The 16,439-nt window shown below is 62.6% G+C and carries 15 protein-coding genes; 7 read left to right on the top strand and 8 right to left on the bottom strand.

Features of this window, described 5'->3' with window-relative positions; translation table 11 throughout:
- Positions 1–92: 92 nt before the first annotated feature.
- Positions 93–677: a TetR/AcrR family transcriptional regulator gene (locus AAFP29_RS08585; protein WP_419216913.1), complete on the bottom strand. Its 585-nt coding sequence runs from the start codon at positions 675–677 to the stop codon at positions 93–95.
- Positions 678–733: 56 nt separating this feature from the next.
- On the opposite strand from AAFP29_RS08585, the gene AAFP29_RS08590 reads away from it, so the two are divergent.
- Both AAFP29_RS08590 and AAFP29_RS08595 read left to right on the top strand, forming a co-directional pair.
- Entirely contained in the window at positions 734–1,144 is a 411-nt protein-coding gene (locus AAFP29_RS08590; RefSeq protein WP_419216914.1) for a PaaI family thioesterase, read from the top strand.
- An 88-nt stretch (positions 1,145–1,232) separates the two neighbouring features.
- Positions 1,233–2,111 (top strand): TIGR03619 family F420-dependent LLM class oxidoreductase, encoded by an 879-nt coding sequence (locus AAFP29_RS08595; RefSeq protein ID WP_419216915.1) that lies wholly within the window; start codon positions 1,233–1,235, stop codon positions 2,109–2,111.
- 88 nt (positions 2,112–2,199) lie between these two features.
- On the opposite strand, the gene AAFP29_RS08600 is transcribed toward AAFP29_RS08595, so the two are convergent.
- Both AAFP29_RS08600 and AAFP29_RS08605 read right to left on the bottom strand, forming a co-directional pair.
- Positions 2,200–2,676 (bottom strand): GtrA family protein, encoded by a 477-nt coding sequence (locus AAFP29_RS08600; RefSeq protein ID WP_419216916.1) that lies wholly within the window; start codon positions 2,674–2,676, stop codon positions 2,200–2,202.
- A 34-nt stretch (positions 2,677–2,710) separates the two neighbouring features.
- Complete coding sequence (locus tag AAFP29_RS08605; protein WP_419216917.1) at positions 2,711–3,541, bottom strand: aldo/keto reductase; 831 nt, start codon at positions 3,539–3,541, stop codon at positions 2,711–2,713.
- 77 nt (positions 3,542–3,618) lie between these two features.
- Here AAFP29_RS08605 and AAFP29_RS08610 point away from each other — a divergent pair, with 77 nt between their 5' ends.
- A complete protein-coding gene (locus AAFP29_RS08610; RefSeq protein ID WP_419216918.1) occupies positions 3,619–4,305 on the top strand; it encodes a lysophospholipid acyltransferase family protein in 687 nt (228 codons plus the stop codon).
- Positions 4,306–4,483: 178 nt separating this feature from the next.
- Here the strand turns inward: AAFP29_RS08610 and AAFP29_RS08615 are convergent, their stop codons facing one another.
- Entirely contained in the window at positions 4,484–4,744 is a 261-nt protein-coding gene (locus AAFP29_RS08615; RefSeq protein ID WP_419216919.1) for a hypothetical protein, read from the bottom strand.
- 173 nt (positions 4,745–4,917) lie between these two features.
- Here AAFP29_RS08615 and AAFP29_RS08620 point away from each other — a divergent pair, with 173 nt between their 5' ends.
- Complete coding sequence (locus tag AAFP29_RS08620) at positions 4,918–5,091, top strand: hypothetical protein (protein ID WP_419216920.1); 174 nt, start codon at positions 4,918–4,920, stop codon at positions 5,089–5,091.
- Here AAFP29_RS08620 and AAFP29_RS08625 read toward each other — a convergent pair.
- Positions 5,088–5,999, bottom strand: a complete 912-nt coding sequence (locus AAFP29_RS08625) for a LysR family transcriptional regulator (protein WP_419216921.1) — start codon at positions 5,997–5,999, stop codon at positions 5,088–5,090. The genes AAFP29_RS08620 and AAFP29_RS08625 overlap by 4 nt on opposite strands.
- Positions 6,000–6,087: 88 nt before the next feature.
- On the opposite strand from AAFP29_RS08625, the gene mqo reads away from it, so the two are divergent.
- A complete protein-coding gene (gene mqo / locus AAFP29_RS08630) occupies positions 6,088–7,497 on the top strand; it encodes a malate dehydrogenase (quinone) (RefSeq protein WP_419216922.1) in 1,410 nt (469 codons plus the stop codon).
- On the opposite strand, the gene AAFP29_RS08635 is transcribed toward mqo, so the two are convergent.
- Positions 7,397–7,945 (bottom strand): DUF4188 domain-containing protein, encoded by a 549-nt coding sequence (locus AAFP29_RS08635; RefSeq protein ID WP_419216923.1) that lies wholly within the window; start codon positions 7,943–7,945, stop codon positions 7,397–7,399. The two genes, mqo and AAFP29_RS08635, sit on opposite strands and share 101 nt — an antisense overlap.
- A gap of 122 nt (positions 7,946–8,067) precedes the next feature.
- On the opposite strand from AAFP29_RS08635, the gene AAFP29_RS08640 reads away from it, so the two are divergent.
- Positions 8,068–8,730, top strand: a complete 663-nt coding sequence (locus tag AAFP29_RS08640) for a MerR family transcriptional regulator (RefSeq protein ID WP_419216924.1) — start codon at positions 8,068–8,070, stop codon at positions 8,728–8,730.
- Positions 8,727–9,635 (top strand): alpha/beta fold hydrolase, encoded by a 909-nt coding sequence (locus AAFP29_RS08645; RefSeq protein WP_419216925.1) that lies wholly within the window; start codon positions 8,727–8,729, stop codon positions 9,633–9,635. The genes AAFP29_RS08640 and AAFP29_RS08645 overlap by 4 nt, the downstream gene beginning before the upstream one ends.
- Positions 9,636–9,801: 166 nt before the next feature.
- Here the strand turns inward: AAFP29_RS08645 and AAFP29_RS08650 are convergent, their stop codons facing one another.
- Together AAFP29_RS08650 and AAFP29_RS08655 are read right to left on the bottom strand one after the other, a co-directional pair.
- Entirely contained in the window at positions 9,802–13,116 is a 3,315-nt protein-coding gene (locus tag AAFP29_RS08650) for an arabinosyltransferase domain-containing protein (protein ID WP_419216926.1), read from the bottom strand.
- On the bottom strand, positions 13,109–16,408 hold the full coding sequence (locus AAFP29_RS08655; protein WP_419216927.1) for an arabinosyltransferase domain-containing protein: 3,300 nt from the start codon (positions 16,406–16,408) through the stop codon (positions 13,109–13,111). Before AAFP29_RS08655 ends, AAFP29_RS08650 begins: the two co-directional genes overlap by 8 nt.
- Between the last annotated feature and the right edge of the window lie 31 nt (positions 16,409–16,439).

The following is a 16,439-nucleotide window of genomic DNA, read 5'->3' on the forward strand; positions in this document are numbered from 1 at the left end:
CGATATGTGACTCCATCGGAGCGGCCGCCCGTCGAGTGCCCGGCGAGGCGCCAGCCGAGCCGGGTGTATCGAGACGCCGCGACCAAGTCGGCCTACTCGTCCACGGCGGCGAGACCAGCCAGGTATGCCTCGATCGCAACTCTCCAGACCTGATCGGCCGCTGACGAGCCACCCAAAAGCCCGCGGCGCTCACTGGTCGCCAATCCCTCGACCAGCGCCGCGAATCCCAGTGCGGCACTGTCGATATCCTCGATCGAACCAGAAATCTGACCGACCGCCGCCGTCAGCATCCGCCGGCATTCCCAAGCACCCGCGAGGTCGACGCCGCCATTGACGGATAGGGGGCGAGCGAGCATCACGTCGACCAATCCGCGCGCGTCGTCGGCGAATTCACGAAAGGTAGCGGCGAACGCATGCAGGCGAGCCGCGCCCGGCGGTTGCGTATCGAGGTGCTCGTGCGCTCGCTCGGCCAGCCGATCGAACCCCACTGCCATCACGGCATCGACGAGTCCGTCCCGGCTGCCGAATAGCTGATTGAGCGCTGCGATGTTACTTCCCGCAGCTTCTGAAGCCCGTCGCGTGGTCAATGCCGCGACACCTTCGTCGATGGCAATCTGGGTCGCAGCGTCGACGAATCGCTGAAACAGTTCGGCATCCCGGGTCCGTGGACGTGGCATCTGAACAGTATGACAACACCCTTTCCCTAGTTTTGTATCAGTGATATGTTTCCCGAATGACCGACAACCTCGACAGAATTCGCCAGTTTCTCGCCAACGCCCCCGTCGCCGAGACACTCGGCCTCGAACTACTCGACGCCGCGCCGGAACGCTCGGCCATCAGCATGAAGATCGCGCCTCATATCACCTTCGACGGCGCGACGGTCCAAGGCGCGATAGTCGCCACCCTCGCCGACTTCGCCGCAGTCGCCAGCGCATCCATGGTCGCCCGGCCCAACCAATTCATCGCGACCGTCGGATGCGAGACACATAACCTGGCCCCCGCCCGCGGCGAACGCCTCATCGCCGTTGGCCGATTGGTCAGCAAGCCCGGTCGTCGCATGGTCGCGGCAGCCGACGTCTACGCCGACGATGAACGCGGCACTCTATGCTTGACCGGCTTGTTTACGGCTGCGGCACTCGACTGACCCGACTCCAACTCGAACAACCGCCCACAACGCAACTAGAACGTGTTCTACTGTGAAGAGACGTCCCCTCCAGAACAGGACCTTCTCGATGCGTTTCACGTTCGCCGAAGCCATGACCGACACGTCCTTCTACGCGCCGCTTGCTCAGGCGGCCGAGAAGGCCGGATTCGACGGTTTCACCATCCCCGATTCACTGGCCTACCCGGAACAGTCCGACGCAACCTACCCCTACACCCCCGACGGCAATCGCGAATTCCTCGACGGCAAGGACTTCATCGAAACCTTCATCGCCGGCGCCGCACTCGGCGCGGTTACCGAAACGATCCGATTCACCCCGTTCGTCGTTAAGCTGCCGGTCCGCCCGCCCGCCTTGGTAGCCAAGCAGGCTATGTCGATCGCGACGTTGACCAACAACCGGTTCGCGATGGGTGTCGGCACCAGCCCGTGGCCCGAGGACTACGACTTCATGGGCGTCGACTTCAAACGCCGCGGCAAGCGGATGGACGAGTGCATGGACATCATCCGGGGACTGTCGACTGGCGAATACTTCGAATTCCACGGCGAGTTCTACGACATTCCGAAGATCAAAATGTCCCCCGCGCCAACCGAACCCATCCCGATGCTGGTCGGCGGTCACGCCGACGCCGCACTGCGTCGTGCGGTGGTGCGCGGCGACGGCTGGATGCACGGCGGTGGCGACGGTGAAGAACTCGACATGCTGCTCGGCAAGATCAACGACATCCGCAAGGCGGAGGGCAAACTCGACGATCCTTTCGAGGTCCACGTGATCTCACTCGACGCGTATACGGTGGATGGTTGTAAGCGCTTGGAGGACAAGGGAATCACCGACGTCATTGTCGGATTCCGACTGCCCTACATCATGGGTAACGATACCGAGCCGCTGCAGAAGAAGATCGACCATCTCAACTGGTACGCGGAGAATGTGATCGCAAAGGTCAACGGCTAGCCAGCAGCTCAGATATGTCCCCACGGGCGATCAGATGGCATATAGACACCTGATTCAACGTCGGGACATATTTCTGCGGTAAGCCGACCTACAACTTGAAGATCACCGCGCGCTGCACGACGAAGTTGATGACAGTGGCGATTCCCTGCGCGATCACGAAAGCGACAATGCTGTAGATCCGCGAATCGCCAAAGACGTGCAGCAACCACGTATAGACGCCGACGTTGACGACGAATGTCACCAGGTAAAGCACCACGACCGCCACGAACCGAGCAGTGTTCGGGTCCGCCTTGAACGTCCAGCGGCGGTTGACCAGGTAGGCGACCGTCGTGCCCAGGATGAACCCGCACGCCTTAGCTATCCACTCAGATGTCCCGAAACCGAACTGCAAGAGTTGAGTGAGCCCTAGGTCCAACACCGCCGAACCCGCGCCGGTGATGATGAACCGGATTATCGCTGTCCTGAGGTCGACGTCGTCGCGCATCTCCTCGACTTCGAGCGGCAACTCGACCGGGGTGGGGATATGCGGATGTTCGTGAGGAACGTTGGGGTCATGAGCGGACACCTCAGACACTCTAGCGGGCTGGTTCAGCGACGCTTCAGAACTCCTCGACGACGTCCGAATCGCGTGCCGCGGCTTCACCACGATCAAGGCCGGTCAATGCTTGCAGGTCACCGTCGTCGAGGGCGAAGTCGAAGATGTCGGCGTTCTCGTCTTGACGTCCCCGATGCGACGATTTGGGTACCACCCCGATCCCCTGTTGTACTGCCCAGCGCAGCGCGATCTGGGTCGGGGACTTGCCATGTCTGCGCGCCATCGCGAGGACCGACGGATCGTTGAGTAACCCTTCCTTCCGGCCGGTCGGGTGCCAGGCCTGAGCGAAGATGCCCCGGTCGGCCATGAAGGCGCGTAACTCAGTTCTCGCCAATGAAGAAGAACACTGAATCTGGTTGATCGGGGGCCACACTCCGGTGGCGTCGTACAGCGCTTGCAGATGCTTCTGCTTGAAATTCGAGACTCCCGGAACCCGGACGAAGCCCTCGTCGGCGAGAGTCACCAACGCCTTCCACGTTTCGACGGTCCTGCCAAGGCTGGGACACGGCCAGTGGATCAGGTACACATCTATCTGCGCGACCTGAAGACGCCGCGCGCTCTCCTTCGCCGCGTTGATCGCCTCGTCGTATCCGTGGTCGCCGCCGGCGACCTTCGTCTGGATCAGCACCCGATCACGGTCTACGCCGGATTCGGCGACGCCGATCCCGACGCTGCGTTCATTGCCGTAATGCGATGCGGTGTCGAGCAATCGGTACCCGTTGCGGACGGCGGTCTCGACGGCTCCCGCACAAGGCTGCCCGAGCATGCCGAACGTACCCAGTCCAACCAGCGGCAAGGAAACACCATTAGGTAGTTCGTACGTTGGAATCTCCACAGTCATCTAGCCTAGTTGGGCCGCGCAGTGTCCGTAAGCCGATCACATGGCTGACCCCGGGATGGTAAACATCCTTCATGTCGATACAGAGCCTGCGCCAAGCTTTTCGTTACCGAGTGGCCCGGCATATTCTCATCGGTCCGTTCCTATTCGTCTGGGGACGACCGAAAGTGACTGGGCAGCAGAATATTCCGAAGACTGGCCCGGTCATCCTGGCGGCCAATCACCTCGCTATCTCCGATTCCTTCTTCGTCGTCCAGTCCGCCCGACGTCCGGTGATGTTCCTGGCCAAGGCCGACTACTTCACCCAGCCCGGTCTACGCGGCAAGTTCAAGAAGGTGTTCTTCTCCGGGATGGGACAGATTCCGGTCGACCGCGCGGGCGGCGCGAAGGCGACACCCGCCATCGATGCCGCGACCGGGATCGTCGACGGTGGCGGTGCGTGGGGTATTCATCCGGAGGGCACGCGGTCACCCGATGGCCGCATGTATCGGGGCAAGACGGGAGTCGTTCGAGTCGCGGTGGCAACCGGCACTCCGATCATTCCGATCGCACTGACCGGCACCGACAACCGGAACCGCACCAACTTCTGGAAGAGCCGCGTATCAGTCGACATTCTGCCGCCCCTGGACCTCAGCCACGTACACGCCGACAATGAGACTGAGATCCGAGACGCTACCAATACGTTGATGGCGCAGATCCGCGCGAAGACGGGGCAGGTGTACGTCGACACCTACGCCAAGCCGGGCAGCGCGACGAAATAGTCTCAGAACGAGTCGAGTTTGGCGTCCAGGTCGTCGAATCGTTCGACGTCGGGCCGGTCCAGCAGGATCCCGCGAATCGCCACGAACGCGGCCCGATGAAGGCCCTGAAATCCGCGAGCGGATCGGTATCGAGTACTGCCAGGTCGACGTCGAAGAGAAAATCACCGATCTCGTCCCATTAGTGCGACGTCGCCTCTGGCCGGATGTGCTCAGAGGTGAGAATGTCCCCAGCCGAGGCGATTTGTACGGAAGATTCTTCGACGAAATCAGCGGGGAGTGAATAGTGAATATCCTGAGCGGCGAAATACTCCTCGATCCCGCTACCCTCTTCCGCGCGCTCGACCCCGCCGAGGAAGAATTTGTGCGCCCACCAGAGCTTTTCCGAGATGCACATAGTGCCGTAGATCCGGCAGATCGCCCGAACTGCACGCGTCAGCATCCGCACTCTCTTCACGACTTGACTGTCACAGGTGTGACAAGTCAGCGTCTGACCAGACGACCTGCGCAAGTCAACGAATTGACGGCAAGTGACGCACTCGCCCGGAATGTGAGACACCTTGACCGAATCGACTAGTCCAAACGGGTGAATCCCATCGCGGCACGTTCGCAGGAGTGGCTTATCAACGCACTCAGAGCCCGAGGTTCCTCGACGCCACTCACCTGGAATACGCATTGGCCTTCAATGCGGGCGGATACTTCAACGTCCTATTCGCGTGGTTGTATCGCGGCAGGCGGGAGACACCGTCCGAAATGGCCGACGCTATCGGCTCGTGTCACGGCGACTAGTCGGCGATCTCCGGAAATCTGTCCCGCACATGCGCCTGCAGGCGCTGCGCCGCCGGCGACGCCACCGCGGCGGACATCGCCAGCCCGACGCTTCGCGTGAAGTCACCATTCGCCAACTCCAGCGTCGCGACGTCGTCCGGTGCGCCAGCTTCAAGCGATCGCGGCATGATCGCGACACCCAATCCACGACCGACCATCGACCGCATCGTCTCGAAATCCGCGATCTCCACGCTCACCCTAGGCTCGAATCCCGCTGCGGCACACCACCGTCGCGTCTCTTGACGGAGATGATAGGTCGACGGGTTGGCGATGAAATCCTCATCGGCGAGTTCGTTGAGTCGTATCATTTTCCGGTGTGCCAGCCGATGATCACGCGGTACATGCAGGCTTACCCGCTGAGTTCCCAACGGTGTGGTCGGTAGGCCAACCGGTGCGGGGATGACGATTGCCAGATCCAGTTCTCCCTCCCGCAGGCACCGAACGAGCTCGGCACCATGAGCCTGCCGGAGCACCAGACGGATTCCCGGCGCGACGTCGTGGAATTCGGCGAGCATTCGCGGAATCAGGTTCGGCCCCAGGCTAAGTGGAAAGCCGAACCGGACCACACCGACGTCGGGGTCGAGGTCGTCGACCACCGCGGTCAGCGCCTGATCGATAGCTCGCAGCGGACCCCGAATTCGTGCGAGGAGTTCACGACCGGCCGCCGTGAGGACCAGTCGGCGCCCGGCCGGCACGAATAGCGCCACCCCGAGCGTCTTCTCCAGGGCGTGCAATCGGCGACTCACCGATGACTGCGGAACGTCGAGCAACTGCGCTCCACGAGTCACGTGTCCAGTCGTAGCGACAACTTCGAATGCCACCAACGAGGGCATCAGATCGACGGTCTGCCCTCGGTAAAACTCATCCATATTTGGATGATAATCATCAAAACATACATTGGACAGATTGGTTGTTATCGACGCACGATGGTGTCACTCGCATCCGGGAAGGCCAACAATGACTACTGACATCGACTCCACCTGCTACGACGTCGTCTTGATCGGCGGCGGCATCATGTCCGCGACACTCGGAGCGATGATGAGCACCCTTTCGCCCGACCTCCGCGTCGTGTTACTGGAACGCGCCGATGACCTTGCCGAGGAAAGCTCCGGATCGTGGAATAACGCGGGCACCGGCCACTCCGGATTCTGTGAGCTCAACTACATGCCCGACCCGGCCAACGGGGACAAGGCAATCGACGCCGCGCGGCAATTCCGAATCACCAGCCAATGGTGGTCATCCCTCGCCGCGCGTGGACTCCTCGATCTCGGTTCAATCGTCCATACCGCTCCGCACATGAACCTGGTCTACACCCGCACCGACGTCGACTACCTTCGACGACGTTACGAAACCCTCTCAGCGTCAGAGCTTTTCGCCGAGATGGAGTACAGCGAGGATCGAGAGATCATTCGATCCTGGGCGCCACTGACCATCGACGGACGAGCCGAGGACGGGCCGATCGCCGCCACGCGGGTCGCTGGCGGCACCGATGTCGACTTCGGGGCGCTGACCACCTCGCTAGCGTCCGTCATCACCGCGACGGGCGGCGAAATCCGCACCGGAGCCGAAGTGACGACACTGCGGCGAGGGCCGAACGCCGATTGGAGCGTCGAGGGTCGAAATCGCAAGAATGGCACAAGGTTCCAGCTATCTGCGAGGTTTGTCTTCGTCGGCGCCGGCGGCCAGGCGCTACGCCTGCTACAAAAGGCACGAGTGCCGGAAGTCCGCGGATACGGGGTACTCCCAGTCGGGGCCGCATTCCTCCGCTGCACCGACCCCGATATCGTCGCTCGACACCGCGCAAAGGTCTATGGCCAGGCACCGATTGGCGCACCGCCGATGTCGGTGCCGCACTTGGATAAGCGCTTTGTCGACGGCGAGCAGGCGTTGATGTTCGGTCCATACGCAACCTTCAGCACGCGACTGCTTCGCAGCGGCAAACTGACCGACTTCTTCATGACGGTTCGCCCGCATAACATCCTCGGTCTCGCCGCCGCGATAGCCGGCAACGTGCCGCTGGTGAAATACCTTGTAGCGCAATTATTTTTGTCGAGAGCACGGAAATTTTCACAACTTCGCGCCTACTACCCCGGGGCCGACTCAACTCAGTGGAAGATGATCGGAGCCGGCCAACGCGCGCAGCTGATTCGCCGCGTCGGCCGCAATCCCGGTGTGCTGCAGACCGGTACCGAATTGGTCGTCGGCGGCGATGGCACCATCGCGGGACTGCTCGGCGCATCGCCCGGCGCGTCTACGGCGGTCCCGATTATGTTCGATCTTCTGCGACAGTGTTTCCCAGATCGCTGGCGTCGGGACTGGCAGGCCCAGATCGCCGAGGCGATACCCGACGCCGCATCCGCTGCTTAGCCGAACGCGTCGCCGCGGTGACCGGCTCCGACGAGGTCGCGGCTGCCAGCCCCGTCACCGGCATCGCGCCATAGATGGATTCGGCATTTCCAGCCGGAACGTCGTAGGTCTCATGCCAGATGCCGACCGCGTCAGGGGCCGCTGTTGCCCTGGCGTAGAAGGCTTTCCACGCGGGCCAATGCTTATGGTCGGCATCGCGGGCGTATCGGTAGAGCTCGTCGACACTGCGCCAGTACTGGACCACCATCGCCCCGCGGGGCTGGAGGGCGAGTTGATAGTGCAGCAGACCACTCGCCGGATCTCGGTCGAGTTCACGAAGCATCCGCGGCATAGCGGTGAACACTGGGATCCACTGTTTGAGTCGGAGTGGGTTGTTTATGCGAAATCCGATGAGAAAGACCACGATCGGCTGGTCGGTGTTGTGTGTGGTGGTCCGAACAGTGCCCACGGCGACCTCCCGGTTGACTGGGCTGGCTATTGGCTGGGCTGGGCTGTGCCGACTAGTTAGGTAGTGACACTCTCCAATGATGGATAGCGGTAGTATCCAATGTCAAGCAGATTGGAGAATCCGTGCAGATTTCCGAGTTGGCAGCGACCACCGGACATACCGTGGCCACCGTCAAGTTCTATCTCCGCAGCGGGCTCTTGCCGGCCGGCGAGCGGACCAGCGCCACCCGCGCGACCTATGGCGCCGACCATGTTCAGCGGCTACGTCTAATCCGCGCGTTGATCGACGTCGGCGGGCTCAGTTTGAGTCAGGTACACAGCGTTCTCGACGTGCTGACCGGCGAACACCGCTCGCCGACCGAGGTTCTGGGTGCCGCCTACCTGGCATTCGCGGATCGGCCTCCGATCGAAAGCGACGGTCGTGTCCGCAAAGTTCTGGTCGATCTGGGCTGGACACCCCACTCCCACGATCCCTACCTCGCGAGACTAGAGGAAGTCGTCGACGCACTCACAGACCTAGGCGTGCCGATCTCCGATGACGCGTTACGGGCCTACGCGCGCGCTGCGATGGACGTGGCCACAGTTGACATCGACCGAACCGACATCTCGTCGAATCACCTCACCGACCTCAGTCGGGGGCTGACCACAATGGCCGCGGGCTCAATTCTCTACGAGCCGATCCTGACCGGACTTCGTCGCCTCGCCCACGCCGAGATAACCGTGTCACGCTATGGCCGACCCGTACCGGCCACCGACCAGTCACCCCGTGACAAGATGAGCGAATGACCCAAGCTGCCAACTTCGCGACCGTCGGCGACCTAAAGATCTGTTATGACGAGTTCGGTGACGTCGATGATCCCGCCGTACTCCTGATCATGGGCATCGGCGCACAGATGGTGTTCTGGCGCAACGAATTCTGCCAGCAGGTGGCAGACCAGGGCTTTCGCGTGATCCGATTCGACAATCGTGACAGTGGCCTATCGACCAAACTCGACGGCGTGCGTGCCGGCGGCGGATCCATGCTCGCCAATATGACGCGCTACTACCTCGGGCGACCAACTGCCGGTACGGCATACACGCTCACCGAGATGGCCGACGACGCAGCGGGCGTCCTGGATCATCTCGGGGTGGCCCAAGCCCATATCGTCGGTGCATCGATGGGCGGCATGATTGCCCAGGTCTTTGCTGCCGAGCACGCGGAACGGACCCGAACACTCACCGTGATCATGTCCAGCAACAATCAGGGTTTTCTTGCTCCACCGGGACCGAAACAGCTTGTCGCACTGCTGAAGCCGCCGCCAAAGGGCGCCAGCCGCGAGGAGATCATCGCGAATACCGTACGCGTCGGCGACATCATCGGTAGCCCCGTACACCGACCGGCACCGGATAAGGCGCTGGCGCACGCGACCGAATATTACGACCGCAGCTACTACCCCATCGGATTCGCGCGACAGTTCGCCGCCATCATGGGCACCGGTCGACTGGTGCCATTCGATAATCGAATCACCGCGCCCACCTTGGTTTTACACGGGGCGGATGACAAGTTGATGCGTCCGTCGGGAGCACGCGCGATCGCCAGGGCGATCAAGGGCGCACGGTTCACGCTGGTCAATGGAATGGGCCACGATCTGCCAGAACCATTGTGGGACAGCATTGTTAGCGACTTGACCGCAAACTTCGCCCGAGCGTGACTGCCGCCAACCCGGAAAATCGTCCGAATAGTGACTCGCGGAGGGCGATATGCCCTCCGCGACCACCTATTCGGACGATTTTCCCGGCGGGGTGTGGTCGGTTAGCGAGGCGGGGCGAGGCCGGTGCACGGAGTCTGCACTTGCACTGCGGATCACCGGGAACGTCTCAGTTGGTCACCGCGCGCATCGGTCCCGGCGTCCACCAACCCGATCGAGCCTCGTCGGAGATCTGAAGCTGCGCAACCGTCTGTGGCACAAGGGGAACCAACTGGACCAGATTGCCCCAGTCCTTCGCCCAGTCGTTGCGCAGATACGACGGCAACACCGTCGGCCGCAGTGAATTCTCGACGATGCCGAGCGGGCCGCCGTAATCGCCGGCCATCCAACGCTGGGAATTGACCCGTTCGCCTTCGGCATCCGGCTCGATCCGCCACTTGGGGACTTCCCAGACACCGTTGACGATGGCCGCCGGGCGCTGGCACGGGAACGCGAGCGCAACCTCCCAGTCGAGTAGTACCGGATCAGCGCTTCCCACAAGGGAATTGAGCGTCGACATCTTCGACACGCGAGGCGGTGTCACCGCGATCCACTTGTCGTAGTCGGTTGCGGTGTCCTCGGCGACAACGCGCACCACACTCGCCCGCGGCGGAGCATCGGCGCGCGGAAACCTCAAATTCTGCCACTTCGGCGCGGTGTGGTTGATTCCCAAGGGAGTAACCATTCCCACCGGCGTGACCCGACCATCGGGCTCGACCCGACCGAATTGCAGGCGCACCTTCTGACCGGAATGAGTAACCGCCAGCTCGTCCACATACTCGACGTCGCCGGCAGCCGACATCGTGATGAGTGGCGCATCAGGGGATGCGGCCGGCAACTGATACCAGTCCGACGTCAACCGCCCCTGCCCACTGCCAACGCCGAACGATCCGACCACTGGCGCGACGTCGGCGGACAATCCGAAGGGCCGCTTGATAGTTGGCTTGGCAACCTCGCGACCGGGCGTGTCCGCGGTCTGATCAGTGCCGGTGGCCGTCGGGTCAACCAACGCACTGTCGTCGGTGGACTCTTCATCCGAATCATCGGTGTCAAGGGTCGGCGATAAGGCGTTGAGGTCGAAACCTGTTGCATCCGAACCGAGTAGCGCGCGCTCAGCTGTGGATGGCGACTGGCCGGCGACCCGCGCAGCCTTCAGCACACCTGCGTTCGCGTCCTTCTCCACCAGAACCGCATCGGCGAGCGCACAATCTTGGCCGCGCACGGCGTCGACGTTGGAATTGGCCCAGGACCATGAATTACGTTGCGTGTAAATAGATTTCGCGAAGGAAACAAATGTGAATGCCAACGCTACGGCGCAGACGATCGCGATTGATTTGGTCGGCATTCGCTGCCACCAGTTCAATTGCGACGCGTCCGCCTGGCCGGAGTTGGCAGTGTCGGATGACCGATCATCGCGGAAGTACTGCCACGCGCCGAGCGCGGTCAACACCAGGGCGATGGCGAGAATCCCCGCGTAGAGCGGGATTCCCTTGATCGCGGGAGTGTCATCGGCCCACGGAATTCCGTAGCTGCCGACGTACCACCACTGGTTTCGCCCGGCGAACGCGATCGCCAGCGCGTAGGCACACGCGGCGGCGATGAAGGTGCGGTTACACCGCCGCACCATCACTTCGGGCCGGATGAATGCCGTTGCCGCAGCTGCCAATACGCCGGTCAAACACGCGAACGCGCCCATCTGGTGGGTTGCTTTGGTCGGCACGAAGGCGAGCACCACCACCGCGCCGGCCATTACACCGACCAACCGCCACAGCGGCGCCGACACCACGCCGGCTACCCGGCGTCGTTGCAGCAGAATGAGTACCACGATCAACAGGGACAGGAAGGTCACGAAAACCCCGACGCGGCGGGCGATCGAACCGTCTGGCGTCGGATTGAGCAGGATGTAGTAGCGCATCCCCTCGTTCCACCACTTGTTGGTCGGCCCGACGATGCCCTGCACCTTGATGCCTTCGAGGATAGTCGCGAGGGTCTGATCTGCGAAGATGGCGAAAAGGACGACCGTGCCCGACGCGAGGATCGGCATCAGTAGCGCCGCCAGACCGTCACGGCGACGGCGGATCAACAGATGTCGCATAAGGGGCCGCAATCCGGTGATCAGCGGCAGAATCGCAATGGCGCCCGCAGGATGCACGGTCAGGGTGCCCGCGGCGCAGATGACTGCGAGGGCGAGTGGCAGGAATCGGCCACTCGCGATCGCGCGCTCGACCAACACCCAGGTGAGTAGCGTGCCGACGGTCAGGAACGGCTCGATCCGAAGCCCGTTATTGAAGGGCAGCCATACCGCGAGGAAGCTCAGTGCCGCGGCCCACATTACCACCGACGACGAACGCAGTGCCGCACCTAGTCGTGGCACCGCGGCGCGGCTGATCAGGAACCAGCCGGCTACCGCGAACATAAAGGGCAGCAGGCGCAGCCACGGCGTCGCGGTGCTGACTTCCATCCACAACGAGAGGTAGCGGTAATGCCAACCGAATGGGTCTTGCGGAGCACCAAAGTAGCGGTAGTAATTGACGAGATAGCCAGCGTCACCGGCCACTCGCCCGACCGTGACCTGATAACCGTCGTCGGCGGTATTGCCGCCGATGAACAGCCACACCCCCAGAATGCCGATCACGGTGACATCCACGAATTTCGGTCGCCACCACCGCTTCGGGACCAACCTGCGCAGCTTCCGTCCATCGCGGGCGTCGAGAATGCCAAGGGCTGCGATCGACACCACCGTCATGATCACACCCAACACCAGCAATAGCGACTTGAGCGCGGTCGGCGAGGAAGAAAACCGCATGTCGATCGTCGACGAGAACGAAAGACCTTCGGCGGAAACATTTTTCGGCAGATCCGTGTAGACACCGATGATCTGCGGTCGCGCGTCGGGATCAGCGATGGTGAAATCAACCGGCACGCCGCCGGTCGCTGGCACGCCGACGATGCGGCCCGATGTTCCGGTGGTGTCGGCATGAACGACGATGCGGCAGTTGGGATTAGCCTGCGCCGCGGCACGAGGAGTACTGAGCAGCAACGTATTTCGCTGTGTCACTTGCAGACTGTCGGAGGTGGCCCGGACAAACAGGCCGACCTTGCTCGCCTCGACCCCAGCCGACGGAACCGTCGAAACCAGCACCCCACCGCTTTTCGGCAGCGACGACGCCAACGTGCACGGCACCGTCAGATCCAGTTTCAGCGGCGCGTACGCGACGTTGGGCGCCACGACGTTCTCGACGGTGCCGCTTTGCGGCCAATTGAGTTGGGTATTGCTGTATTTCACCGGCAGGAACGGCGAAAGGATAGCCAGGAACAGTCCGATCGAGCCCGCGACGATAGCGACGATCTGGACCTGTTTGATCCGGCGGCGCCGGGAATCGGGCTGAGCTGTCATCGTATTCGCGGCACTTTCGCTAGCAGCTGGCATATCACCGTCAGTCATCTTGTGGCACCACCCGAATCGAGCCGGTGCGCTGCCATCCCCATCGCGAGGCGGTTCCCGTTGTCACCGTCGCCGCGGGTGCATCGGGCACCAAGGGCTGCAACCGCTGCAGATTGCCCCATTCGCGGTACCAGTCATTCGACAGATATGTCGCCATCGTGCTCGCCCGCGTCAATGCCTCCGAGGTTGCGAGGATGCCGCCGTTGACCGTTGCCTGCCAGGTCTTCGACTGGGCGTTGGCAGTCGTGGGGTCCGGCAGGATCCGCCATTTCGGAATCTGGTTCACACCGTTGGTCGCGGTCATCGGGTGCTGACACGGGAACTGGGCGCCGACGGTGAAGTCGACGAGCGTTGGGTCCGTCGATCCGACAACCTCCTGCAGCGTCTGTAGGCGCGGCACCCGCGGCGGCGTGATTGCCAGCCATTGGTCAGGGCTCAAGCTGTTATCCCGGGCCACAATTCGCATCGCGGTCGCTTTCGCTGGAATCCCCGATGTGGGAACGCGCAAGTTGCGCCAAGGCCGGTTCGGCTGGCCGGGTCCCGGGTCAATCGGGACGGCAGGCGCTCCTACCGGCGTGAACTTGCCTCCCGATTCTCGCCCGAACTCGATCTGCAGCGACCGCCCCGTCGTGGTCGCACCATCTCGATCGATTGAGAAAATCGGCCCCGCGGCGGATATGACGATCAGCGGTCCCGCGTTGCGCGCGGGTAGCTGGTACCAGTCGCTGGTCAGCGTTGCTTCGGCGTTGTTATGTCCGTAGCTGCCCAGGACCGGGGTGGTCGCGGGGTTCAGCCCGAACGGCAATGCCGCTGTGCTGCCGTTGATTCCGCGGGGTCCGATCCCGCCGGTTGTGCCAGGGCTACCGCCCGAAACTACGAACGGCCGCGCCAGGTTGCTGGACGTGTTCATTGTTCCCGGGCTGAGAGAAGTTGCCTCCGAAAGGAGATCAGCCCCGACGCCGTTCGGATCAAAGCCATCGGACTCGCCAGCCAGCGCCGCCGAAACATCTTTGCCATCAACGGGTTTGAGCATGCCACTGTTGGCATCTCGTTCCACCAGCACGTAATCAGCCATGCCACAAGACTTTCCGGTGACAGTGTCGACGTTGGCGGCAAAGGTGGTGTACGTATCGGTCCGGGCCGCGATGGCCTTCGCGAAGAGTGCAACCTCGACCAATACCATCGCAGCCGCGATAAACACCAGGGGCGAGGACACCAGCGCGACCCGCCATGCCGGCACCGGCGCGTCGGGATCGGGAGCACCCACGGCGTCGGCCCGTAGGTGCAGCACCATCGCAGCCACGACGGCGAGGCCAGTGAGGCCCAAAAAGACTGAGGACAACGGGATTCCGGCCAACGACGGCGCCTTGTCGAACCACGAGATACCAAGATTGACCGCCCACGGCCACGCATTCTTACCGGCGGTGGCGATGGCGCAGGCCAGCATGAGCGCGGCGACGAAAACCGCGAAATTGCGCGGTGAACGTCGCGACGATTCCGCCACCGCGACGGCGGCCACCGCGGCGAGCGCGGCTCCGACGCCGGCATAAATACCGAATTGGATGGTCCACTTGGTCGGGGTGAACGAGAGCAGCAGAGTTGTCAGCAGGATTGCACTAACCACTCGCCACACCGGTCCGGGATCGACTCCACGAATCTTCTTACGTCGCAACATGATCGCTAGGCACACTGCTAGCGAAACGATAAGCAGCAGGACCGGAATGCGGCGGGCGAGCGCTCCGTCGTCGGTGCTGACAACCAGGAAGTAGTATCGCAGTAATTCTTGATACCAAACCAGCGTCGGACCGACGGTGTAGCGCACCCGCAGAGTCTCGGCAACGGTAGCCAGCGTCTGATCGCGGAAGACGATGATTATCACCAGACTCGCCGCCGCAGCCACCGGCAGCAATAAGGCGGCTATGCCGTCTTCTCTCCGCCGGATCCGCACAGCACGCAGCACCAAGCGAGAACCCGCCAAAAGCAATGCGACAGCGATGATTCCGTGCGGCGCGAGGGCCAATGTCAACCCCGCCGACAGCGCGGCCAGTGCCGCAGGCAGAATCCGTCGCGTCGCTATCGCCTGCTCCACGCCCCACCAGGTGAGAAGTGAGCCAAGGACGATGATTCCTTCGCTGCGCAGCCCGCTGCACAACGGCAGCCAAAACGCGCAGAATACCGCCGCCGCGGTGAACATCGCCCATTGCGATCGACGCACCGCGCCACCAAGGCGTGGCAGCAAAACGCGGGTAAGTATGAACCAGCTCAGCAAGCCGGCCGCCAGAGCGGGAAGTCGCATCCACAGGCCCGACGTAGAGATCGACGCCCAGTGCTCAAGGAAGCTGTAATACCAGTCGAACGGCGCCTCGGGGATACCGAAGAAGCGGTAATAGTTCGCCAGATAACCGGCACCGTCGGCGTTGCGGCCCATATTGAGGATGTAGCCGTCGTCAGGTGAAGCCGCGGCGATCGCGAACCACACCACAAGTACGCCAGTGACCACCAGATCGACAGCACGCGGTCGTAGCAATTGCCGAAGATCCAGCCGCCCAACTCGACGGTGATAGCCGCGCAGCACGTCGAGTCGCGCGACGGCCACCAACGACACGAACACGGCGATCGCGCCGACGAACATCACCAAAAGTTTGATCAGCGACGGCGATGAGTCGAAGCGATTGTCGACGTCGATGTGAGCACGCAGTTGGGGTGCGGTCGCGGCCCGCACTGTCGACGTCGGGAGATCGGTGAAGATCCCCGCGATCTGCGGGCGGTTTTCCGGCTCGGTGGTGCCCGCCGGGCCCAATCCCACAAAATGAGCACCGGTAGACGCGGACGACGACCAGATATGCAGCTGGGTGCAGCGTGTCAGGTCCGCGATCGGCGCGCTGGCGACGACCTTGCCGCGGAAGGCAACATCAACCGTCGTGCCGGTGTCGGTCACGAATAGCGCGGACTGACGGGCCTTGAGACCCGACGACGGCATCGTGGACAGCACGGTCATCGACGATCCCGCCTCGCGCGGCAAGCCAGCGTTGGCGAGGACACCGCACCCGATGGTGATGTCGAGTTCGCGCGCGGTCTGCGCGACCAGGGGCGCGGTGACCGAAGCGGTCTGGGTGGATAACGGCTGCCCAGCGGGCCAGTCGATAGTCGCGGTCCGCTCGTTGACCGGGAGAAACGGCGTCAGAATTGCGGCCAGAACTGCGACCAATCCGGCGACTACAGCCACTACGGCCGCCGGATTTTTACCCCGGCCCGTTCCCTGCGCCTGCGGCGTCGTTTGTGAATCCGGCACGGCAGGTCACCTTAGTGCACGCGGCTGTGAA

Source organism: Gordonia sp. CPCC 205333, from assembly GCF_048537885.1.
GTDB lineage: Bacteria > Actinomycetota > Actinomycetes > Mycobacteriales > Mycobacteriaceae > Gordonia.